The sequence below is a fragment of the Flexivirga endophytica genome, from assembly GCF_014640635.1.
Lineage (GTDB): Bacteria > Actinomycetota > Actinomycetes > Actinomycetales > Dermatophilaceae > Flexivirga > Flexivirga endophytica.
On the sequence record NZ_BMHI01000002.1, the window covers coordinates 728,209 to 749,415 of the forward strand.

21 protein-coding genes are annotated in these 21,207 nt (G+C 68.2%); 13 read left to right on the top strand and 8 right to left on the bottom strand.

Going from position 1 to position 21,207, the window contains the following annotated elements:
- Nucleotides 1–29 precede the first annotated feature (29 nt).
- Entirely contained in the window at nt 30–776 is a 747-nt protein-coding gene (locus IEX71_RS08440) for a sugar isomerase domain-containing protein (RefSeq protein WP_188836501.1), read from the top strand.
- Nucleotides 777–785: 9 nt separating this feature from the next.
- On the opposite strand, the gene IEX71_RS08445 is transcribed toward IEX71_RS08440, so the two are convergent.
- Both IEX71_RS08445 and IEX71_RS08450 read right to left on the bottom strand, forming a co-directional pair.
- Entirely contained in the window at nt 786–1,946 is a 1,161-nt protein-coding gene (locus IEX71_RS08445; RefSeq protein ID WP_188836502.1) for an NADH-quinone oxidoreductase subunit D, read from the bottom strand.
- Nucleotides 1,947–1,972: 26 nt separating this feature from the next.
- Entirely contained in the window at nt 1,973–2,950 is a 978-nt protein-coding gene (locus IEX71_RS08450) for an EamA family transporter (protein ID WP_188836503.1), read from the bottom strand.
- Nucleotides 2,951–3,051: 101 nt separating this feature from the next.
- On the opposite strand from IEX71_RS08450, the gene IEX71_RS08455 reads away from it, so the two are divergent.
- Nucleotides 3,052–3,624 (top strand): CGNR zinc finger domain-containing protein, encoded by a 573-nt coding sequence (locus IEX71_RS08455; protein ID WP_188836504.1) that lies wholly within the window; start codon nt 3,052–3,054, stop codon nt 3,622–3,624.
- On the top strand, nt 3,621–4,673 hold the full coding sequence (locus IEX71_RS08460; RefSeq protein WP_188836505.1) for a DUF8017 domain-containing protein: 1,053 nt from the start codon (nt 3,621–3,623) through the stop codon (nt 4,671–4,673). The genes IEX71_RS08455 and IEX71_RS08460 overlap by 4 nt, the downstream gene beginning before the upstream one ends.
- A gap of 56 nt (nt 4,674–4,729) precedes the next feature.
- Here the strand turns inward: IEX71_RS08460 and IEX71_RS08465 are convergent, their stop codons facing one another.
- Nucleotides 4,730–5,134 carry a hypothetical protein gene (locus tag IEX71_RS08465; RefSeq protein WP_188836506.1) on the bottom strand — a complete coding sequence of 135 codons (405 nt, stop codon included), beginning with the start codon at nt 5,132–5,134 and terminating at the stop codon, nt 4,730–4,732.
- A gap of 57 nt (nt 5,135–5,191) precedes the next feature.
- Here IEX71_RS08465 and IEX71_RS08470 point away from each other — a divergent pair, with 57 nt between their 5' ends.
- Nucleotides 5,192–6,040, top strand: a complete 849-nt coding sequence (locus tag IEX71_RS08470; protein WP_188836507.1) for a DUF8017 domain-containing protein — start codon at nt 5,192–5,194, stop codon at nt 6,038–6,040.
- 9 nt (nt 6,041–6,049) lie between these two features.
- Here the strand turns inward: IEX71_RS08470 and IEX71_RS08475 are convergent, their stop codons facing one another.
- Complete coding sequence (locus IEX71_RS08475) at nt 6,050–7,000, bottom strand: SAM-dependent methyltransferase (RefSeq protein ID WP_229749576.1); 951 nt, start codon at nt 6,998–7,000, stop codon at nt 6,050–6,052.
- Nucleotides 7,001–7,098: 98 nt separating this feature from the next.
- Here IEX71_RS08475 and IEX71_RS08480 point away from each other — a divergent pair, with 98 nt between their 5' ends.
- The 6 genes from IEX71_RS08480 (at nt 7,099) to IEX71_RS08505 (ending at nt 11,698) form a co-directional block, all read left to right on the top strand.
- A complete protein-coding gene (locus IEX71_RS08480; RefSeq protein WP_188836508.1) occupies nt 7,099–7,989 on the top strand; it encodes a Rossmann-like and DUF2520 domain-containing protein in 891 nt (296 codons plus the stop codon).
- Nucleotides 7,986–8,858 (top strand): pantoate--beta-alanine ligase, encoded by an 873-nt coding sequence (gene panC / locus IEX71_RS08485; protein WP_188836509.1) that lies wholly within the window; start codon nt 7,986–7,988, stop codon nt 8,856–8,858. Before IEX71_RS08480 ends, panC begins: the two co-directional genes overlap by 4 nt.
- Before the next feature lie 101 nt (nt 8,859–8,959).
- Entirely contained in the window at nt 8,960–10,477 is a 1,518-nt protein-coding gene (locus IEX71_RS08490; protein ID WP_188836510.1) for an AlkA N-terminal domain-containing protein, read from the top strand.
- Nucleotides 10,474–10,980, top strand: a complete 507-nt coding sequence (locus IEX71_RS08495; protein ID WP_229749577.1) for a methylated-DNA--[protein]-cysteine S-methyltransferase — start codon at nt 10,474–10,476, stop codon at nt 10,978–10,980. The genes IEX71_RS08490 and IEX71_RS08495 overlap by 4 nt, the downstream gene beginning before the upstream one ends.
- Before the next feature lie 81 nt (nt 10,981–11,061).
- Entirely contained in the window at nt 11,062–11,241 is a 180-nt protein-coding gene (locus IEX71_RS08500) for a hypothetical protein (protein WP_229749578.1), read from the top strand.
- A gap of 130 nt (nt 11,242–11,371) precedes the next feature.
- A complete protein-coding gene (locus tag IEX71_RS08505) occupies nt 11,372–11,698 on the top strand; it encodes a histone-like nucleoid-structuring protein Lsr2 (protein WP_188836511.1) in 327 nt (108 codons plus the stop codon).
- A gap of 89 nt (nt 11,699–11,787) precedes the next feature.
- Here IEX71_RS08505 and ligD (IEX71_RS08510) read toward each other — a convergent pair whose 3' ends face one another.
- Nucleotides 11,788–12,699: a non-homologous end-joining DNA ligase gene (gene ligD, locus IEX71_RS08510; RefSeq protein WP_188836512.1), complete on the bottom strand. Its 912-nt coding sequence runs from the start codon at nt 12,697–12,699 to the stop codon at nt 11,788–11,790.
- The gene (gene ligD, locus IEX71_RS08515; protein WP_188836513.1) at nt 12,692–13,654 is read right to left on the bottom strand and encodes a non-homologous end-joining DNA ligase; all 963 of its coding nucleotides are present in this window, start codon (nt 13,652–13,654) and stop codon (nt 12,692–12,694) included. Before ligD (IEX71_RS08515) ends, ligD (IEX71_RS08510) begins: the two co-directional genes overlap by 8 nt.
- A gap of 171 nt (nt 13,655–13,825) precedes the next feature.
- On the opposite strand from ligD (IEX71_RS08515), the gene ku reads away from it, so the two are divergent.
- On the top strand, nt 13,826–14,830 hold the full coding sequence (gene ku, locus IEX71_RS08520; protein WP_188836514.1) for a non-homologous end joining protein Ku: 1,005 nt from the start codon (nt 13,826–13,828) through the stop codon (nt 14,828–14,830).
- 32 nt (nt 14,831–14,862) lie between these two features.
- Here the strand turns inward: ku and IEX71_RS08525 are convergent, their stop codons facing one another.
- Nucleotides 14,863–16,377, bottom strand: coding sequence for a tyrosine-protein kinase domain-containing protein (locus IEX71_RS08525; protein WP_188836515.1), 1,515 nt, complete (start codon nt 16,375–16,377; stop codon nt 14,863–14,865).
- Nucleotides 16,378–16,572: 195 nt separating this feature from the next.
- Here IEX71_RS08525 and IEX71_RS08530 point away from each other — a divergent pair, with 195 nt between their 5' ends.
- Nucleotides 16,573–17,097, top strand: coding sequence for an arsenate reductase/protein-tyrosine-phosphatase family protein (locus IEX71_RS08530; protein ID WP_188836516.1), 525 nt, complete (start codon nt 16,573–16,575; stop codon nt 17,095–17,097).
- Between the two features lie 36 nt (nt 17,098–17,133).
- Here the strand turns inward: IEX71_RS08530 and IEX71_RS08535 are convergent, their stop codons facing one another.
- Nucleotides 17,134–18,300, bottom strand: a complete 1,167-nt coding sequence (locus IEX71_RS08535; protein WP_188836517.1) for a hypothetical protein — start codon at nt 18,298–18,300, stop codon at nt 17,134–17,136.
- Nucleotides 18,301–18,549: 249 nt separating this feature from the next.
- Here IEX71_RS08535 and IEX71_RS08540 point away from each other — a divergent pair, with 249 nt between their 5' ends.
- Nucleotides 18,550–21,075 carry an ATP-dependent Clp protease ATP-binding subunit gene (locus tag IEX71_RS08540; RefSeq protein ID WP_188836518.1) on the top strand — a complete coding sequence of 842 codons (2,526 nt, stop codon included), beginning with the start codon at nt 18,550–18,552 and terminating at the stop codon, nt 21,073–21,075.
- Nucleotides 21,076–21,207: the final 132 nt, after the last annotated feature.

Here is a 21,207-nt window from a genome sequence, read left to right on the forward strand (position 1 = left end):
TTGTCGACACCACTTTCTGGAGCCACTCGATGAGCCACGCCGCCACCTTCCTGGGAGAGACCACCACACGGCTGGAGCGCATCGCGGCGCTCGCGGAAGGCGGCGGACTGGACCCGGCGATCGCCCTGCTCGCCGACTCGATTGCGGCCGGCGGGATCGTGCACGTCTTCGGCACCGGTCACTCCGAGGCTTTCGCGATGGAGGTCGCCGGGCGGGCCGGCGGTCTGATCCCCACGAACAAGATCGCGCTGCGGGACCTCGTCCTGCGTGGCGGCGAGGATCGCTCGCTGCTCGGCAGCAGCCTGCTCGAGCGTGATCCGCAGATCGCCGAGAAGCTGTGGGCGCTCGTGCCGGCACAGCCGAAGGATGTCATCGTCATCGCGTCGAACTCCGGGGTCAACGGCTCCATCGTCGGGTTCGCCCTGCAAGCGAAGGAGCACGGCTACCCGGTCATCGCCGTGACGAGCCTGGAGCACACTGCCGCCGTCGAGCCGAAGCACCCGAGCGGAAAACGCCTCTCCGAGATCGCCGACGTGGTGATCGACAACCTTGCGCCATACGGTGATTCGACGATGGAGGTCGCCGGCAACGGCTGCGGCGCGGTCTCGTCACTGACGGCCGCGTTCATCGCGCAGTTGCTCACCATCGGCACCATCGAGAAGCTGGCCGAGGGCGGCGAGCCGCCGGTCTACATCTCCGCCAACGTCCCCGGCGGTCACGAGCGCAACCAGAAGCTCGAGGACGTCTATGGCGACCGCCTCATCCGTGGGTCGTGAGGGCCCCGACTACTTGTCGATGTCGCCCACGACGAAGAACATCGAGCCCAGGATCGCGACCATGTCGGCGAGCAGGTTGCCGGGCAGCAGCTCGCTGAGCACCTGAATGTTGTTGAACGACGCCGACCGCAGCTTCAGCCGCCACGGAGTCTTCTCGCCACGGGACACCAGGTAGTAGCCGTTGAAGCCGAGGGGGTTCTCGGTCGCGAGATAGTCGGTGCCCTCGGGCACCTTGAGCACCTTGGGAAGCTTCACGTTGACCGGTCCGGCGGGCAGGGACCCGAGCCGGTCGACACAGGCCTGCGCGATGTCGAGCGAGACGTGCACCTGCTCGAGAAGCACCTCCAGGCGGGCCAGCGAGTCACCCTCGGTGCGGGTGACCACGCGACCGGGCCCGCCGGGAGCGAACAGCTCGGCGTAGTTGAGGTAGGGCTGATCGCGGCGCAGGTCGAGGTCGACGCCGGACGCCCGGGCGATCGGACCCGAGAGTCCGTATGCCGCAACGGTTTTCGCGTCGATCACGCCGACGCCACGGGTGCGCGCGTGCAGGATCTCGTTGCCGATCAGCAGGCTCTCCAGGTCAGGCATGCGGCGTCGTACGGCGGCGATCGCCTCGCTGACCCGACCGAGCCAGCCGACCGGCAGGTCGTCCCGCAGGCCACCGACCCGGCCGAACATGTAGTGCATCCGCCCGCCGGAGATCTCCTCCATGACCGCCTGCAGCTCCTCGCGCTCGCGGAAGGAGTAGAAGATCGGCGTGATCGCACCGAGCTCGAGCGGGTAGGAACCCAGGAACATCAGGTGGTTGAGCACCCGGTTGAGCTCGGCCAGCAGCGTGCGGGTCCAGGTCGCGCGCTCGGGCACGTCCATGCCGAGCATTCGCTCGGCGATCAGCGCCACGCCGATCTCGTTGCTGAAGGCGGACAGCCAGTCGTGCCGGTTGGCCAGCACCATGATCTGCCGGTAGTCCCGCACCTCGAAGAGCTTCTCCGCACCGCGGTGCATGTAGCCGACGATCGGCTCGGCCGACTTGATGCGCTCTCCGTCAAGGGTGATTCGCAGCCGGAGCACGCCATGCGTCGCCGGGTGTTGCGGGCCGATGTTGAGCACCATGTCGGCGGTCGCGAGACCTCCGGCGCCGACTCCGACGGTGAGCTCGCGTTCTGGCATGCGTGCCAGTCTGCCAAAGCCGTCGCTCAGAGGCGTCGCAGCTCGCCGAGTCGCACCAGGACCACGCCCCCGACGATCAGCAAACCACCCAGCAGTTGTATGACGAGAGGCATCTGCCCCAGGAACAGCCACGCGAAGAAGACCGAGAACATCACCTCGGACAGTGCGACGAACGACGCGACGGTCTGCCCCAGGCCACGGGCGGCGACGACGCCGGTCAGGTAGGCGAACGCCGTCGCGATGACGGCCAGGGCCACCAGCGGCACCCAGAAGGGCAGCTGTCGCCCGGCGAACGTGGTCTCGTCGGTCGTCGCCTGCATCGGCAGCACGCCGATCACGCCGAGCACGCCGAGGAAGACGGCGCCGACCGCCATACCGACGCCGGACAACGCCAGTGGGGGCAGGTCGTCGTCGGCGCGGCCGGCGATGACGAAGTAGCCGGCCGAACCGAGCGCGGCGCCGAGGCCCCACAGCACGCCGGTCAGCGAGAGGTGGGCGTCGCCGAAGACGTTGAGCACCAGGGCGAGGCCGCCGATGCAGACCACCGTCCCGATGATCGTCGGGGTCGCGGGACGCCGACGGTTCCAGGCCCAGAAGCCGAGGACGAGCAGCACCGGTGAGAGGTATTCGAGCATCAGCGCGACACCGACCGACAGATGCTGCACGGCGTAGAAGAAGGCCAGCTGACAGCCCGCGATGCCGGTGAGGCCGTAGATCAGGATGGGCAGGATCTTGTGGCGGACGATGTGCCATTTGCCCCACAACGACCAGACGGTCGGCGGCATGAGCACTGCCGCAGCCAGGCCGATGCGCGCCGTCACGGCGGCGCCGGGGGACCACCCGGCCTTCAACAGGGCGGTCGCGAAACTGCCTGAAGTGCTGAACGCCGCGGCCGACACGAGCGCCAGACCGACGGTGCCGACGCCCGGGCCGACGCGTCGGACGTCGACCGGGGCCTCCAGGTCGACGGGAACGCCTCGTGCCGTCAGCGCGTCGGTGGTCACAGTGGTGCTCCTGAACGGGTCGAAAGAGACGTAATGAGCAAAAGGACAAGTTGCCCATGACAACCAGCCGATCGTATGGTGTGCCGCAGACAGGAGTCAACATGCTTTTTGCTCATGACACGGAAGTGGCGCTGACCGACGGCGCAGCGCTGGTCAACACCGAGCTCGACGACCCGGACCCGTTGCTGGAGCGGGCGTCATACCTGAGCTTCGTGCACAGCTGGGAGTGGAGCGGGCCGGTCGTCGGAGACGCCGTCGAGCGGGCCGCCGTCCGCGCGATTCGGCCGGAGATCCGTGCGTTGTGGACCGACGACGAGTCGCTCGTGGTGGACCGCGTCAATACCTTGCTGCGCCGGGAGTCGGCGCTGCCGCAGCTGGTGAGACACGGCGACTGGGACTGGCATCTGCACGCCACTCCGACAGACGCTCCGCTGGCGTCGCGCTGGGTGGTGGAGGTCGCGATGGCGATGGTCGACCTGGTGCGTGCCGGCGAGCTGAGCCGGTTGCGACACTGCGCCGCCCCCGACTGTGACGGTCTGCTGATCGACCTGTCCCGCAACAGATCCAAGCGCTATTGCGACTCGGGCTGCGGTAACCGGCTCAATGTCGCGGCATACCGCGCCCGTCTCACATCGGGCGCTTCCGTGCCGTCGGACGGTACCCTGCAGCCGTGAGCGACCAAGGGGACGGACGGCCGCCTGAGGGCGCCGGCGATCGGCAGGGGCAGACCGGCGACCAGTGGGCCGGGCAACAGCGCTGGAGCGGACGTCAGCAGCCGTGGGCGACCGCCGGACAGGACGCGCAACCGCCGTCATGGTCGACGGGCCAACCGTCGACGCAGGAGACCGGGCCCAACGTCGGCCCGACGATGAACAACCCGCAGAGCTCCTACTACGACCGCTTCTCGGCAGCGTCCGGCGAGGGCATCACCGGGCCACAACGCAGTGGTGGCAGCGGCGGCGGTCGTGGCAAGGTCCTGATCGGACTGGCTGCGGCGCTGGTGCTCATCGTCGCCGCGGTGGCGATCTTCGCGTTCACACGCGGCGACGATTCACCGAAGCAGGCGACCGGCTCCAGCTCTACCCAAGCGCTGCAACCGGTGAAGGCCACGACCTGGGTCAACCCGACACTCGGCGTCGGCGCCCGGCCGGTCAAGGACGGCTGGCAGACGCAGAGTTCGGTCAAACTCGGCGGTCAGTATGACGTGCCGAAGGAGAAGGACTGGAAGGTCGAGTCCAACAGCTACGTCATCTACTACCCCGGCAAGAAAGAGAACGAGATCATCACCGCGGCCGGAGGGATCTCGCAGTACAAGGTCGGATTCTGCAAGGCCGACAAGGAGGAGCCGGCCGCCTGGGTGGGGGTGCGCGACATCAAGAAGTCCGACCCGGAGCAGGTGGGGGCGTCGGAGGCGCAGAAGCTCGCCAAGGGCATCGGGACCTCGCTGAAGGGTGGCAAGGACGTCAAGCCCGGCAAGGTGTCGGCCGCCAAGAAGGTCAAGGTCGACCAGGGCACCATCCCCGCAGTGCAGTACACGACGACCGCGCAGGCCGGTGACCCGAACAGTTGCAACAAGGGCAAGAAGTACGAGGTCAGGACCGTCAACTTCAAGACGCCGGAACGCGCCTACCAACTGGTGGTGGTGCGGTTGCTCGGGGTAGCGGACACCCTGCCGACCAGTCGGGTGGACGAGATCATCTCGACGTTCCGACCGGACAACTGAGCCGCCCGCCAGACGGTGCCGGCGAATGACGACCCAACTACGCGATAGGTAGCCTTTCAGCCGTGAGTGATCAAGGGAATGGCCAGTGGCCGCAACAGCCGGACCCCCAGGACGGCCAGGGACAGCCGCCGCAGCAGGGCGGTCAGTGGACCGGAGGTCAGCCGTTGGCGGGGCAGTCCGGCGGCCAGCGACTCCCGGGTCACCCCGGAGGCCGGCCGCAGCACGATGCCGCTGGGCCGTGGACGGGCGGACAGGGTCAACCCGGCGGTCAGGGTCAGCCCGGGGCACAGAACCAACCCGGGGGACAGAACCAACCGGGCGGTCAGGGTCAGCCGGGCGGCAACACCGGCGGGCAGAACCAACCGGGTCAGGGCGCTGACACCGGCGGCCAGCAGCAGTGGGGCGGCGGACAACAGCCGTGGGCGAGCGGTGGCCAACCACCGTGGGCCGGCGGCGGTCACGACGCACAGCCGCCGTCGTGGTCGACGGGACAGACCGGACCCAATGTCGGCCCGACGATGAACAACCCGCAGAGCTCCTACTACGACCGGTTCTCCGCGGCGTCGGGCGAGGGCGTCCAGATCCCGTCGAAGCAGGGCGGCGACGGAGGCGGTCGCGGCAAGGTCCTGATCGGGTTGGCCGCTGCGCTCGTGCTGATCGTGGCAGCCGTGGCGATCTTCGCGGTCACCCGCGGTGACGACTCCCCGACCGAGGCGGGAGGCCCGAGTTCCACCAGCGCGCTGCCGCCGGTGAAGGCGACGACGTGGGTCAACCCGACCCTCGCCGAGGGTGCGCGAGCGTTGAAGGACGGTTGGCAGGCGCAGCAGGCGACGGATGGTCGCGGCGTGTTCGACGTGCCGAAGACCGCCGACTGGAAGCTCCTCAGCAGTGACACGCTCTTCGGTTATGCCGACCCGTCCGGCAAAGAACGCGTTGTCGCCAAGGCGCCGGCGCAGTTCGGGGTGGGCTACTGCTCGTCCGACAAGGATGACGAGTCCGCCTGGCTCGGTCTGGTCAATGTCGGCAAGCGCGACCCCTCGGACGCCGGTCCGGACGTCGCGCAGCGCTTCGCCGATGTGATCGCGACCAAGAAGGACGGCTCGAAGGCCAAACAGGGCAAGCTGTCCGAACCCAAGTCGGTCAAGGTGAACCAGGGCACCATCCCCGCGCTGCAATACACGATCACCACCGCGATCGGTGAGGCGAACGGCTGCGACAAGGACAAGGACATCGAGATCCGGACGGTGACGTTCTCCTCCGGCGGCAAGTCCTACCAGCTGGTGTCCGTCCGGTCCGTCGATGGTTCCAAGGAGCTGCCGACGAAGACGTTGGACGAGATCATCTCGACCTTCCGGCCGAGCAACTGACGCCGCGCGTCAACCATCGACTGCGCTGATCGCCCACCAGAAGTCGCCGAGGCCGCCGGACGCGGTGAGCTGCCCATAGCTGCCGCGCTCCGCCAGCGCCCGGAGGTATGCCGGTGGGTCCTCCCTCGCCAGGTCAATGGCGGGCGCTCCGGGCCGTAGCCCGAGTCGGTCGAAAAGCTCGCGTTGGCGCACTAATTCGTCCACCCCGAGCGTGTCCATGGCCACGTGCGCGGTGATGTCGGTGGAGCCGTCGGGTAGCGGTGGGCACTGGACGCCGTCGCGGTATCCGGTGAGCGTGCCGTATGGCGGACGGTCCGCCGCGAGGTGGCCGTAGTCGACGATCACGAACAGGCCGCTGTCGAGACGGGCGCGCAGGTCCCGGCACGCCGAGTCGCGCGTCGTGCCGATCTCGACGCGATCGCCGTCGCCGGCGTTGGGCGGCCAATTGACTTGCAACCACTGCATTTCCGTGTCATCCAGCGGGGCGGCGAGACGCTCGGCGCCCGAGGGGTCAACTTCGACGGTTCGCCATACGGTGCCGTCGTGCTGCGCGACCGTGCACGGCACGACGTCGAGCCATTCGTGTGCGATGACCAAGGTCTCCTGCAGGTCGCGCAACTCGTCGGGAAACTCGGCACCGCCGGGAGAGATCAGCCAGTCGACCGTCCCGGGCAGATCGGCCGGGCGATCGACGACGTCGACGCCTGTCAACTCCAATTCGGGTGCGGCGTAGGCGATTTCGAGGAGGAGCTCACCGCGTCCGGCCCCGACGTCGACCAGCCGAGTGCACCGCGCCCGTTCTGCGAGTATGACGAGGGCCCTGGCCAACAGGCGCCCGCCGCCGGGGATGCCTTGTGCGGAGGTGGCGAAGTGCCCGGCCGGTCCCGGCTCCTGCCGGTAGAAGCCGTCGGAGCGGTAGAGGGCGTCCTGCCATGCCGACCGCCACGATTGCCATGCCACGCGTCGCAGCCTAATCACCGCGACCGGATGGACCGTGCGCGACGCGGTCGGAGCGGTTCGGCTAGCGTCGTCCGGGTGAAACAGCGGTGTGGTTCGCGATGACCGGGCTCGAACGCCCCACCTTGCGGGTGGGCGTCGTCGGCGCCGGCCGGGTGGGGTCCGTGCTCGGAGCAGCGCTGCGCGCCGCCGGGCACGAGGTGGTGGCGGTGAGTGCGGTCAGTGATGCTTCGCGCGACCGTGCGGCGACCTTGCTTCCCGGTGTCCCCGTCCGCGACGTCCCGGATGTCGTGGCTGCCTCCGACGTGGTCCTGTTGACCGTGCCGGACGACGCCATCGGTCCGTTGGTCACGGGACTGGCCGCGCACGATGCCTGGGCCGGCGGCCGACTGGCGGTGCACACCAGCGGATTCCGGGGGCTGGACGTCCTGCAACCCGTCGTCGACGCAGGCGGCGACGCGGTCGTGCTGCACCCGGTGATGACCTTCACCGGGACACCGAGCGACGTCGATCGCATCGTCGGCACGCCGATCGCAGTGACGGCCTCGATGGGAGCCGACCTGCTCGCGGACGCCCTCGCCCTCGATCTCGGAGGCGAACCGTTCCGGCTGGCCGACGAGGACAGGGCGACCTACCACGCAGCGCTCTCGCACGCCGCGAACCACCTGACGACCATCGTCGCGCAGTCCGGCCAGTTGCTGCGCAGCATCGGCATCGACGACTCCGCGCGGCTGCTTCGTCCGCTGCTGGAAGCGGCGCTGGAGAACACCCTGCAGCGGGGCGACCGGGCACTGACCGGTCCCGTGGTGCGGGGTGACGTCGGCACGGTCGCGGCACACCTCGAGGCGCTGGAGAGGCAACCGGCGGACATCCGGCGTGCCTACCGGGCGCTCGCATCGGCCACCACTGAACGCGCGGCAGCACGACGTGCGTTGCCCGCCGAATCCGTGCAGCCGCTGCTCGATCTGCTCACCACGAAAGAGGAGAAATGACCACCCCAACGACCTCGCAACCGGTGGTCGCCCACACCCGAGAAGACCTGCTCCCGGCGCGGAAGTCGTTGCAGGGCACGGTCGCCACCGTGATGACCATGGGTGCGTTGCACGAGGGACACGCCGAACTCGTCCGCACGGCAAAGAAGTCCGCGGATCACGTCATCGTGACGATCTTCCTCAACCCGTTGCAGTTCGCGGCAGGGGAGGACCTGTCGCGCTATCCGCAGACGCTGGAGGACGATCTGCGACTCTGCGCGCGCGAAGGTGTCTCCGTGGTCTTCGCGCCGACGCCGGATGTCGTCTATCCGGGCGGCGAACCCGGTGTCCGGGTCTCGGCCGGCAAACTGGGCGAGGTCCTCGAAGGTGCCTCGCGCCCGGGCCACTTCGACGGGGTCCTCACCGTCGTGGCCAAGCTGATGCACCTCGTACGGCCCGACTTCGCATTCTACGGGCAGAAGGATGCCCAGCAGTTGTTGCTGATCCGGCGGATGGCGCGCGACCTGGACTTCCCGGTGGAAGTGATCGCGGTGCCTACCGTCCGTGAAGCCGACGGGCTCGCGCTGAGCAGCCGCAACACCTACTTGAGTCCCTCGGATCGTGAAGTGGCACTGAGCCTTTCGCGGGCACTGCGGGCAGGGGCCGACCAGGTGATCAACGGGCCCGCCGCCGTACGCCGTGCTGCCCGCGACGTCCTGGTCCGGGAGCCGCTCGCGCAGGTCGACTACCTGGTGCTGGTGCATCCGGAGACCCTGGAGCAGGTGCCCGAGTGGTATCGCGGCCCGGCGCTCCTGGCGGTCGCGGCGAAGGTCGGCACCACCCGGCTGATCGACAACCAACCCCTGGAGATCGGGCCGACCGCCGACTGAGCGGACGGCTGTCAGGGCAGCATCCCGGATGCGCAGTGGCAGGAAACCGACGTGTCGCATTCCTGCTAGTCATTGTCGGTGCTCGGGAGCAGACTGAAGGCATGCTCACCGACCCGCAGACCTGTATGACGGCCGTGCGGTCTCGTGATGCCCGGTTCGACGGGTGGTTCGTCACGGGTGTGCGCACGACAGGTATCTACTGCCGGCCGAGTTGTCCGGCGACGCCGCCCAAGGCACGCAACATCACGTTCTATCCGAGCGCCGCCGCCGCGCAGGCGAGCGGATTCCGTGCATGTAAGCGGTGCCGGCCCGATGCCAGCCCCGGCTCACCCGAGTGGAACGTCCGCGCGGACCTCGTGGCACGCGCCATGCGCCTCATCGCCGACGGCGTCGTCGACAGGGAAGGCGTCGACGGGCTGAGCCGGCGACTGGGCTACAGCACCCGCCAGGTCGAGCGGCAGGTCCGAGCCGAGCTGGGAGCCTCCCCGCTCGCGCTGGCCCGGGCACAGCGGGCACAGACCGCTCGGGTGCTCATCGAGACGACGAACCTGCCGCTGACCCAGGTCGCGCACGCTTCTGGTTTCGGCAGCATCCGATCCTTCAACGACACGGTGCGCGCTGTCTTCGCGATGGCACCGCGCGAGTTACGTTCCAGGACAAAGGTTCTCGCGGGTGGAGCGAGCCCAACCGGTGCAGCCTGGCATCACCTGCAACTGCGGCTGCCCTTCCGCCGCCCGCTGGAGGTGGGCAACCTCTTCGGGCATCTGGTCGCCACCGCTGTCCCGGGTGTGGAGGAGTGGCGCGACGGTGCCTACCGGCGCACCATGCAACTCCCGCACGGGCCGGCGGTGATCGCCCTCCGGCCGGACGACGGGTTCGTCGCGGCACGTGTCTGGCTGCGCGACCTCACCGACCTACCCGTCGCGATCAGCCGCAGCCGCTGGCTGCTGGATCTGGACGCCGACCCGGAAGCGATCGACGCGCACCTCGCGACCGACGAGGTGCTGGCGCCGTTGGTGGCAGCCGCTCCCGGCCGCCGCGTTCCGCGCACGGTCGACGGGGTCGAGTTCGCACTCCGACTGGTCATCGGCCAGCAGATCTCCACGCGGGCCGCACGCACGCACGCCGCCCGGCTCGTCGAGGCGTATGGCGAACCGATCGACGACCCGGACGGCGGTCTGACGGCGACGTTCCCCGACGCCGTAGCGATCGCAACCGCTGCCGACGAGACTCTGGCGATGCCGCAGAGCCGGCGAAACACCTTGCGGGCGTTGGCAACCGCACTGGCAGAAGGACGGATCGACGTCTCGACCAGCGCGGACTGGGCGCGCACCCGGCAGGAGTTGCTCGCGCTGCCCGGTATCGGTCCGTGGACCGTGGAGGGCGTCGCGATGCGAGCTCTGGGCGACCCCGACGCGTTCCTCGCCACCGACCTGGGGGTGCGTCAGGCGATGTCCGCGCTCGGCCTGCCCGACGCCGGTCGGGCCCAACTGGACACCGCCGCGCCCTGGCGGCCGTGGCGCGCCTACGCCGTACAACATCTCTGGGGCAGCGTTCCGCACGAGATCAACCAGCTTCCTGAGCAGGCCACCCACGAGCAGACGAGGAGCGCCGGATGAGCGACAAGCGGCATATGATCGTGGACCCCACCCCGATCGGCCCGATCACCGTCATCGCCGAAGGCGGGGACATCATCGCCGTCTACATGGAGATCCATCTGCATGCACCCGACCCGGAGACCTACGGCGAACGCGTGGACAGCGACCCATTGCTCGACGAAGCGGCCCGACAGCTGACCGAGTATTTCGCCGGCGACCGCACGGAGTTCGACCTACCGCTGCATCCGAAGGGCACCGAATTCCAGCAGCGCGTATGGCGGGCCCTGTGCGACATACCGTTCGGCCGCACGTGGAGTTACGGCGAGCTCGCGCAGCACATCGGCAGCCCGACGGCCAGCCGCGCGGTCGGGCTGGCGAACGGCCGCAATCCGATCTCGATCGTGATTCCGTGCCATCGGGTGATCGGAGCCAACGGCAGCATGACCGGGTACGGCGGAGGTATCGAACGCAAGCGTTGGTTGCTCGCGCACGAATCCGGGACGCCGGACGGCGTCCTGTTCTGAGACGACCGGACGAAGACCGCTTCATTGCGGGCGTCGAAGCGGGGGTGAGAGCACCCAGCTCGTAGCCGTACCATTGACGGCGTGTGGCCATACATCGCGACCCTGATCCCGTCGATCGGGTTGCTCTATCTGCTCTATGTGATCCTCAAGCACATGATGGAAGCCGATCGACGCGAGCGAATTGCGCACGCCCAGTGGGAACGCGACGAAGCTGCTGCTGCCGGCGCCGCTGCACCGAAATCCTCCGATCAGCAGAAGTGACCCGGGGCGGCCCCGCGAAAGCATCGCCGGCCGCAAAAGATGTCGCCGAATTTAATGCGACTCACACGTTGCGCATTGTGTTAGCGTTTCATTCGATCTTTTCGATATCCCCTGCTAGGAGAAAATCGCGATGGCGCAGCGTGTACAGATTCTGCTCGAGGACGACCTGGACGGGTCCGAGGCGAGCGAGACCGTCAATTTCGCACTTGACGGCAAGTCCTACGAGATCGACCTATCCGCAGCGAATGCTGCTCAGTTGCGGGACGACTTCGCCAAGTGGACCGGCCACGCCCGGCCGGTTCGTGGCCGTGGTCGCGGTGTCGCACCGACCCGCTCCGCCGGCCGCACCGACCTCAACAAGGTTCGCGAGTGGGGCCGGAAAAACGGCTTCAAGGTGAGCGACCGTGGTCGCGTTTCGGCTGAGGTCCAGGAGGCCTACGCGCGGGCCAACGCCTGACCTGCAGTCACATTGACGCCATTCGGCGCGTGTTCTTTCGCACGCCGAACGGCGTTTCTTGTCCACTGTGACTTGCGGACCGCTGACCTCTAGTCCGAATGGGTGAGTCCGTCGCCGAACAAGTCGCCCTGCTTCTGCAGCCTTTCCACCACTTCGTCCAACAGTAATTGCCGCAAGCTGTCGGCATCCTGTGCGCCACGTTCGATCTCCTCCCAGGTGCGCGGAGCGGCCGCCGTCGGTCGATCCTTTCCGCGCAATGAATAGGGCGCGATCGTCGTCTTCGCAGCGGTGTTCTGCGACCAATCCAGCAGCACTTTTCCGGGACGCTTGGACTTCGTCATCTTCCACACGACCAGGTCGGGGTGTTCCCGGGTCAGCTGTTGCGCCAGTTCGCGTGCCCCGTCCCGCACCGCATCGCTGGTCTGGCTGCCGTCCAGAGCGGCATACACCTGCATGCCCTTGCTGCCGGACGTGACCGGCACGCAGCGGTCGAGCCCGATGTCGGCCAGCCGGTCACGCACGATGAGCGCCAACCGGGCGCATTCGGGCAGCCCGGCGGGCGCCCCGGGGTCCAGGTCGATCACCAACCGGTCGGGCGCGGCCGGCCGGTCCCCGTCGAGCCGCCACTGCGGGACGTGGAACTCCAGGGACGCCAGGTTGACCAGGTAGACCAGCTCCGCGACACCGCCGATCACCGGGTAGGTGACCTCGTCCCCGGAGCCGCGGGAGCCGGAGGACGGCAGACTCACCCGCGGCAACCACGCGGGTGCGCCGGGAGGGAGGTTCTTCTCGAAGAACGACAGGTCGGAGACACCGTGCGGCCAGCGGATGCGGGTTGCGGGGCGGTCGGCGAGCACCGCCAGCAACGGCTCGGCGACCTGCGTGTAGTAGTGCAGGACCTCGCCCTTGGTGGTCTCGGTGCCGGGGTAGAGCACCTTGTCGAGGTTGCTCAGCTTCAGCCGGCGGCCGTCGACCTCGGTCGTGATCTGCTCGTCAGCCACTTCCAGGGACCTCCGTCGCGATCAGGTCCTGCGGCCGCAGGTCGTGGCGTATGCCGCGCCAGCTCGGCTGGCGCAACTGGCCGCCGTCGGAGATACCGAGGAACTCCACGTCCGCCACCAGCTCCGGGCGGACCCATCGGATCGCCCCGCGGCCGGGCTCGCCGGGCGGGTCCTCTTCGAACGGCGAGTCGGCAGAACGCAATTCGCGCAACTGGCTGAGCAGCGTTGCACCGCGTGTGCCCGCCAGCCCGGATCCGACGCGACCGCGGAAGAGCAGCGGACCCTCGGGCGTCGGCGTCGCCAGATAGACCGAACCGAGTACGAGGTCGTTGTCCCGTTCCGGCAGCCAACCGCACACCACGAACGAGTCCGTGCGACGGTGCACGATCTTGCGCCAGTCGGGGCTCCGCCGTCCTGGTCGGTATGGCGAACCGGCTCGCTTCGACACCACGCCTTCCAGATGCTTGGCGGCGGTCGCCTCCGCCAGCTGCGCGCCGTCGGTGAAGGTCGGCGGCACCTGCACGAAGCGGGTCCCGAGCTCGAGCCCTTCGAGCAACTGGCGCCGTTGCCGCAGCGGCATCGTCAGCGTCGGACGGTTCATCGCCTGCAACACGTCGAAGACCAGGAACGTGGCCGGCGTCGCCGCGGCGAGCCGAGCGGCCATCGCGGGGTCCGAGACGTTGAAACGCTCCGCCAGCGCCGCGAAGGACGGCACACCGTCGGCCAGGATCACCACCTCACCGTCGAGCAGCAGGTCGTCATACCCCTGCAGCCCGGCGTCGGCGGCTATCAACTCGGGGAAGGCGACGGAGATGTCTCGCTCGGTCCGGGAGGTGAGCCGCACCGACGACCCGGACACATGCGCGAGCACGCGCATGCCGTCCCACTTGACCTCGTGCAGCCAGTCGTCGCCCTCGGGCACGGTGTCCGCGGGTGTGGCGAGCATGGGGCGCATGGAGCCAATCTTGCCTTGAGGCTTGCTCCGCGTGGGCATCGCAGCAGCAAGCGGATGGGATGCCCACGCGGTCCGAGCTCGCTGTGCTTGTCCGAATCAACTTCCGGAACACGAGGGCAACAGCAGGCGCACCGCTTGCCGCCTGTCACACCGACCCAGCACAATCGGTGGATGCGGGCAATTTGGAAGGGCGCTGTCTCCTTCGGACTGGTGAACGTTCCGGTGCGGCTCTACTCCGCCACGGAGAACCACGACGTGCAGTTCCGGCAGGTGCATCGGGAGGACGGCGGCCGCATCAAATACCAACGCGTCTGCTCGATCGACGGTGAGCAGGTGTCGTATGACGACATCGCCAAGGGGTTCGAGACCGACGACGGTCAGATGGTCGTGCTGACCGACGAAGATCTGTCCGAGCTGCCGATCAGCAACAGCAAGGAGATCGCGGTCGACAAGTTCGTCCCGAGCTCGCAGATCGACCCGATGCTGCTGGACAAGAGCTATTTCCTGGAGCCCGACAAGGGATCGGCCAAGCCGTATGTCCTGCTGCGTGACGCGTTGCAGTCCACCGACCGGGTTGCACTGGTGACGGTTTCGATCCGCACCCGGTCCACCGTCGCGTTGCTGCGGGTCCGTGACGAGGTGATCGTGCTGCAGACCATGTTGTGGCCGGACGAGATCCGCAGCGCCGACTTCGGCGTGCTCGACGACGCGGCCGACATCGAGCCCAAGTCGGCCGAGTCCGCGATGGCGAGCATGCTGGTCGATTCGCTGTCCGGCGACTACGACCCCGATGACTACAGCGACGACTATGAGCAGGCCGTCAAGGAGGTCGTTCGCGCCAAGCTCGAGGGCAACGAGGTCAAGGCAGTGCCCGAGCAGGAGGACGAGGGCGGCGAGGTGCTCGACCTGCTGGCAGCACTGCAGCAGAGCGTCAATCGGGCCAAGAAGTCGCGCGGCGAGCCGGTCGAGGAGGAGCCGCAGGCGAAGTCGGAGTCGAAGTCGGAGTCGAAGGGGTCCGAGTCGACGGCGAAGAAGTCGACCGCCCAGAAATCGACTGCCAAGAAATCGACGGCGAAGAAGTCGGCGGCGAAGAAGTCGGCCGCGAAGAAGTCGGCCGCGGCCAAGAAGTCGACTGCGAAGAAGACCACCAAGAACCCGGCGAAGAAGGCCGGCTGACCGGTCGGCCTACAGCTACAGCGTGCGAGCGGTCACTTGGCTCGCTCGCGCCGACGCACGCGCCGGCTCTCGGGCACGTCCGAGTCCTTGTCCGACGACGGCTGAGAGGTCGACGCGCGCTGGCCGTGCTTGGCGGCGGACCGCTGACCGCCCTCGGGCGCGTCGCCGTAGTACTTCTCCCCGGCATACGTGCCGTAGGCGCCGTGGCCGTATTGCGTGTCGCCATACATGATGCGGTTGATGCGGCGGGTGTTGACGCGGTTGAGGACGCCACCGAGCACGCGGCCGCCGACTGCCTCGAGGTTGGCCCGGGCGCGCTGCACGTGTTCGACACGGGTGTCGGACGCGGCCACCACGACCACCGCGCCGTCGGCGCTGGCGGACAGCAGCGCCGCGTCGGTGACCGGCAGCAGCGGTGGGGCGTCCAGGATCACCCGGTAGGTGCCGGTCAGCGAGTCGAGAAGTTGCTTCATCCGCTGGGAGCCGAGCAGCTCGCTGGGGTTGGGCGGGATCTGGCCGGCGGTGAGCACGAACAGCCCGTGCTTGTCGGTCGGCTGCAGTGCGTCCTCGACCGAGGTGGTGCCCGCGAGCACCTGGGTCAGGCCGACCGAGGAGTCCAGGTCGTAGATGCCCGCAACCGCCGGGCGGCGCAGGTCCGCGTCGACCAGGATGACCTTGTCGCCGGAGTCGGCAATCACCCAGGCGAGCGCTGCGGCGACCGTGGACTTGCCCTCACTCATCCGGGCACTGGTGATCACGATGCTGCGCGGGTCGTGGTCGACGTCGACGAATCGCAGGTTGGTGCGCAGCTGCCGCAGTGCTTCACGGGTCGCGAAGTCCTGCTTGCCGTGCAGCGACCGGTCGGCCGCGGCGAGCTGCCGGGTGGCCGGGATGACGCCGAGCACGCTCGCGCCGAGGTTCTCCTCGACGTCGTCGGTGCTGCGGACCCGCGTGTCACGGCGGTGCTGGATCAGTGCGAGCAGGTAGCCGATGACCAGACCGGCCAGCAGGCCGATCGGCAGGATCTTGGCCGGTTTCGGGTAGGACGGTGAGCGGGGGAGCACCGCGCTCGAGGTGTTCTTGATCGCGACGCCGGTGTTGGGGTCGGCCTTCTGGACGTAGCCGGTCAGCACGTCGACGACGGAGTTGGCGATCGCCTTGGCCCGGGCCGGGTCCTCGGCACTGACGCTGACGGTGATGATCGGCTTGTCCTGCGGGACGGTCGCGGTGATCTGGGTGGCGAGCTGGTCCTTGCTCAGGGACAGCTTCTGCTGCTTGATGACCTCGCCGGTCACCTGACGCGAGGTCGCCAGGTCGGCCCACACCGCTGCGCGCTGCTGGGCGACCAGGCCGCTGCTGTATGCCGCCCCGCTGCTGGTCGAGTCACCCGACGTGCTCGGCGCGGCGACCAGCGCCTGCGCCGTCGCGGTGTATTGCTTGGTGCGGGTCCAGGTGTATGCCGCGGCCAGGGCGAGACCGACACAGGCGCACGCAGCCAGCATGATCCAGTAGCGGCGCGTGAGCTTCCAAAGGTCTTCCAGTGTCAACGTCTGTCTCCATGACCACGTACGAGAGCCGAGCCGGCCGGGTTCGTGAATTCGATGCGGCTGCCGGCAAGAGGGAGCCAGATGCGGTGCCCCCGGATTTGCACAGAACGGCGCGAGTATATCTGAGCACGCCGGTTGTGCCCGCCGTGCGAAAATAATCACCACTCGTCCCCGTTCCCAGGAAGTCGTCACCGTATGCCGCACCTGTTGTTCGTCTGCACCGGCAACATCTGCCGCTCACCCTTCGCGGAGCGCTACGCGAGCCATGTCGCGGACCGCAGTGCTGTCACCGACTGGACCTTCGCCAGCGCGGGTGCGGGTGCGATGGTCGGCTCCGCGATGGACGCCACGATGGCCGCCGAGTTGCAGGCCCTGGGCGGCGACCCGTCGGCGTTCCGCGCCCGGTCGCTGAACCGCGACATCATCGGGTCGGCGGACCTGATCGTCGCGATGGAGACGTTCCACCGATCCGTGGTGCTGGACGACCATCCGAACCTCGTCCGGCGCACCTTCACACTCGGTCAGCTGGCGCGGATCGCCCGCGACCACCCGGCCGAGGTTCACGGCGAGGAGTTGTTGGGCCGGATCGGGGCGTTCCGGCAGCGCGCGCGGGACGAGGACGACATCCAGGACCCCTACCGGCGCAGTGCCGAGCTCGCCCACGAGGTCGCCGGCCAGATCAGCGGGCTGCTCGACGAGTTGGTGCCGCGGCTGGGCTGAAGTGCTGCCGTCGCCTCCGGCGGTCGGTTCCGACGTTCAGTCGGCCGGTTGGAGGACGGAGTGCTCGACGAGGTCTCGGACGGCGGTGCGGACCAGGTGCGCCGCCTGCGGATGGTCGCCGTGCTCGGCGACGCACAACTCGATCAGCGCTGCGACGGACATCGCGCGGTCACTGTGCGCCCAGATGGTGCTGCCCAGGCCACTGAGCCGGGTCGGCCGGGTGTCGATCAGCACCAGGATCTCGTCCTCGACACCGACCGCGTCCAGGTATGGCGCTCGTATGACGCGGGCGCCGTCGTCCCACTCGGCCTCGTCGGTGGTCGCGGCGTCGGCCGTCCCGGCACTGCTCGGGCGGCTCGATCCGGCGTCGGTCGGCTCGAACGCGATGACTTCGCTCGGGTCCGGCTCGGTGGCGCGAAGCGCATCCCGCAACAGGGGCGCGGTGTCCTCGACCTCGCGGTAGCGCATCCGCCATACACCTCCCGCACGGCGGACCGTGCCGGCCAGCGTCTGCAGCGGGCGGCGCATCGCCGGCAGTGCGGAGGTCTGCGGGATCAGCGCGATCAGGCCGTCCAGCAGCGGGACCCGCTCCAGGCGGGGCATGACTTCGGCGGCCGGTGCGTCGTCGGTCTTCTGGTCGGGTTGCTCGGTGGGTTGATCGGTCGCGCGGTCGCGGTCGAGCAGCACGAAGAGCGCCGCGCGCGCCGGCGCGGGGCAGGGTGCCAGGCCGAGTTCGTCCGGGCCGTGCTGGGACTTGTGGTGCGGGGAGTCGCCGTTGATGACGAGCGACAAAGGTTTGGGGTAGGGCAGCACCTCGTCGTCCGCGTCGATCGACACCGTCTCGTCGGTCACGTAGCCGAATCCCGCACGGCACAACCGGTGGGCCGCAGTCGTCTTGCCGGTCCCGGACGCCGCGACCAGCACCGCGACACGGCCGGTGCCCGGGTCCGCGACTCCGGCGGCGTGCAGCATCAGCCGCGATCCGGCGGCGTGCGTGATGCCGGCCAGGGTCAGCGCGCTGGCCAGGCCGTAGTCGCGCCGATGGGCGTCGTCCTGCCCGCCGTAAGTGACGGAGGAGACGGCCGTGGCGGCGGCAGGCGCCATACAGCGTGCCCATTGGGTGCGGATGCGGTCCGCGTCGTCCGCGGACGGTATGTCGACGGAGACGACGGAGCCCAGCACCTCGAAGTGTTCGGCCGTCATGTGGGGATGCTATCCACCCGGTGGGGTTCGTTCCGGCGGTTGTCCTGAACGAACCCCGAGGTCACACCCTTTGTTCGCTCTGCGCGAACAACCGATCTCGCACGGCCCGGGTGGAACATGCTGACCACCGCCGGCGTTGTCCGCCACAAGACCTGCTGCAGCACCGCTGCCCGCCCTGTGGTCAACTCTGGCGGACCCAGCTGCTGCGGCTAGCATCGATGGTAGCGAGAGCTACCCGAGGAGTTAATGATGTTCGAACGGTTCACCGACCGCGCCCGGCGAGTTGTGGTGCTCGCTCAGGAAGAAGCGCGCATGCTCAACCACAACTACATCGGCACCGAACACATTCTGCTCGGGCTGATCCACGAGGGCGAAGGTGTGGCCGCGAAGGCGCTTGAGAGCTTGGGCATCTCCCTGGACGCCGTGCGTGAGCAGGTGCAGGAGATCATCGGCCCCAGCCAGCAGACCCAGTCCGGGCACATTCCCTTCACCCCGCGGGCCAAGAAGGTCCTCGAGCTGTCCCTGCGTGAGGGCCTGCAGCTCGGCCACAGCTACATCGGCACCGAGCACATCCTGCTCGGCCTGATCCGCGAGGGCGAGGGCGTTGCTGCCCAGGTGCTGGTCAAGATGGGCGCCGATCTGTCCCGTGTCCGCCAGCAGGTGATCCAGCTCGTCTCCGGCTACCAGGGCAAGGAGCCCCAGGGCGCCGGCGTCGGCCAGAGCAGCCAGGAGAGTGGCACCCCCGCCGGCTCGCTGGTGCTCGACCAGTTCGGCCGCAACCTCACCCAGGCGGCTCGCGAGGGCAAGCTCGACCCGGTCATCGGCCGGGACAAGGAGATCGAGCGCGTCATGCAAGTGCTGTCGCGCCGCACCAAGAACAACCCGGTGCTCATCGGGGAGCCCGGCGTCGGCAAGACCGCTGTCGTCGAGGGTCTCGCCCAGGACGTCGTGCGCGGTGAGGTGCCCGAGACGCTGAAGGACAAGCAGCTCTACACGCTGGACCTCGGCTCGCTGGTCGCGGGCAGCCGCTACCGCGGTGACTTCGAGGAGCGGCTGCGCAAGGTGCTCAAGGAGATCCGTACTCGCGGCGACATCATCCTGTTCATCGACGAGATCCACACCCTGGTCGGTGCCGGTGCCGCCGAGGGCGCCATCGACGCCGCGTCGATCCTCAAGCCGATGCTGGCTCGTGGTGAGCTGCAGACCATCGGCGCGACCACGCTCGACGAATACCGCAAGCACATCGAGAAGGACGCCGCGCTCGAGCGTCGGTTCCAGCCGATCCAGGTGGAGGAGCCGACGATCCCGCACGCGATCGAGATCCTCAAGGGCCTGCGCGACCGTTACGAAGCGCACCACCGGGTGACGATCACCGACGCCGCGTTGGTGGGTGCGGTCAACATGGCCGACCGTTACATCAACGACCGGCACCTGCCGGACAAGGCGATCGACCTCATCGACGAGGCGGGCGCGCGGTTGCGCATCCGCCGGATGACCGCTCCGCCGGACCTGCGCGAGTTCGACGAGAAGATCGCGCACGTCCGCCGTGAGAAGGAGTCGGCGATCGACGGGCAGGACTTCGAGAAGGCCGCGTCCCTGCGCGATGACGAGAAGAAGCTCATCCAGGCCAAGGAGCACCGCGAGAAGGAGTGGAAGGCCGGCGACATCGACGTCGTCGCGGAGGTCGACGAAGAGTTGATCGCCGAAGTGCTGGCCGCATCCACCGGCATCCCGGTCTTCAAGCTGACCGAGGAGGAGTCCACCCGCCTGCTGCGGATGGAGGACGAGCTGCACAAGCGCGTCATCGGCAACGATGACGCCATCAAGGGGCTCTCCCAGGCGATCCGGCGCACCCGTGCCGGTCTGAAGGACCCGCGTCGTCCCGGTGGTTCGTTCATCTTCGCTGGTCCGACCGGTGTCGGTAAGACCGAGCTCGCCAAGTCGCTCGCCGAGTTCCTCTTCGGCGACGAAGACGCGCTGATCACGCTCGACATGTCGGAGTTCTCCGAGAAGCACACTGTTTCAAGGCTTTTCGGTTCGCCTCCCGGTTATGTCGGTTACGAAGAGGGTGGCCAGCTGACCGAGAAGGTGCGGCGCAAGCCGTTCTCGGTGGTGCTCTTCGACGAGGTCGAGAAGGCACACCCGGACATCTTCAACTCGCTGTTGCAGATCCTGGAGGACGGTCGCCTGACCGACAGCCAGGGCCGGGTCGTCGACTTCAAGAACACCGTCATCATCATGACCACCAACCTCGGCACACGCGACATCTCCAAGGGCGTCTCGCTCGGCTTCGCGTCGGGCAATGATGCGTCGACCGGCTACGAGAAGATGAAGTCGAAGGTCAACGACGAGCTGAAGCAGCACTTCCGCCCGGAGTTCCTCAACCGTGTCGACGACACGATCGTCTTCCCGCAGCTGACCCAGGAGCAGATCGTCGAGATCGTCGACCTGCGGGTCGTGGACCTGGACGAGCGCCTCAAGGACAAGGACATGGCGATCGAGCTCACGCCCGCCGCCAAGAAGGTCCTCGCCGAGCGCGGCTACGACCCGGCCTTGGGTGCCCGACCGCTGCGTCGCGCGATCCAGCGCGAGGTCGAGGACGTGCTGTCCGAGAAGATCCTCTACGGCGAGATCGGGGCCGGCGAGATCGTGCTGGTCGACGTCGAGGGCGAGGGCAAGGACGCGAAGTTCACCTTCGTCGGCAGCCCGAAGCCGCAGGCACCGGACGGTCTGACCGTCGAGACCGCGGGCGGCGTCGACCTCGGCAAGGAGTGACGACCGCACCGGTATGACGTGAAGGGGTCGGGCGATTTTCGCCCGGCCCCTTTCGTCATACCCCTGTGTGTTTGGCGTCCCGAAGTGCCGACGGTCGGTCCGTGGGGACGGGGTGAGCGGCGTGTGGCGTCC

Bases quoted from the DNA above. Each gene is read 5' to 3' on its own strand.
- IEX71_RS08440 (WP_188836501.1), top strand. From the start codon at position 30: ATGAGCCACGCCGCCACCTTCCTGGGAGAGACCACCACACGGCTGGAG.
- IEX71_RS08445 (WP_188836502.1), bottom strand. From the start codon at position 1,946: ATGCCAGAACGCGAGCTCACCGTCGGAGTCGGCGCCGGAGGTCTCGCG.
- IEX71_RS08455 (WP_188836504.1), top strand. From the start codon at position 3,052: ATGCTTTTTGCTCATGACACGGAAGTGGCGCTGACCGACGGCGCAGCG.
- IEX71_RS08470 (WP_188836507.1), top strand. From the start codon at position 5,192: ATGAACAACCCGCAGAGCTCCTACTACGACCGGTTCTCCGCGGCGTCG.
- IEX71_RS08480 (WP_188836508.1), top strand. From the start codon at position 7,099: ATGACCGGGCTCGAACGCCCCACCTTGCGGGTGGGCGTCGTCGGCGCC.
- panC (WP_188836509.1), top strand. From the start codon at position 7,986: ATGACCACCCCAACGACCTCGCAACCGGTGGTCGCCCACACCCGAGAA.
- IEX71_RS08490 (WP_188836510.1), top strand. From the start codon at position 8,960: ATGCTCACCGACCCGCAGACCTGTATGACGGCCGTGCGGTCTCGTGAT.
- IEX71_RS08495 (WP_229749577.1), top strand. From the start codon at position 10,474: ATGAGCGACAAGCGGCATATGATCGTGGACCCCACCCCGATCGGCCCG.
- IEX71_RS08505 (WP_188836511.1), top strand. From the start codon at position 11,372: ATGGCGCAGCGTGTACAGATTCTGCTCGAGGACGACCTGGACGGGTCC.
- ligD (WP_188836513.1), bottom strand. From the start codon at position 13,654: ATGCGCCCCATGCTCGCCACACCCGCGGACACCGTGCCCGAGGGCGAC.
- ku (WP_188836514.1), top strand. From the start codon at position 13,826: ATGCGGGCAATTTGGAAGGGCGCTGTCTCCTTCGGACTGGTGAACGTT.
- IEX71_RS08530 (WP_188836516.1), top strand. From the start codon at position 16,573: ATGCCGCACCTGTTGTTCGTCTGCACCGGCAACATCTGCCGCTCACCC.
- IEX71_RS08535 (WP_188836517.1), bottom strand. From the start codon at position 18,300: ATGACGGCCGAACACTTCGAGGTGCTGGGCTCCGTCGTCTCCGTCGAC.
- IEX71_RS08540 (WP_188836518.1), top strand. From the start codon at position 18,550: ATGTTCGAACGGTTCACCGACCGCGCCCGGCGAGTTGTGGTGCTCGCT.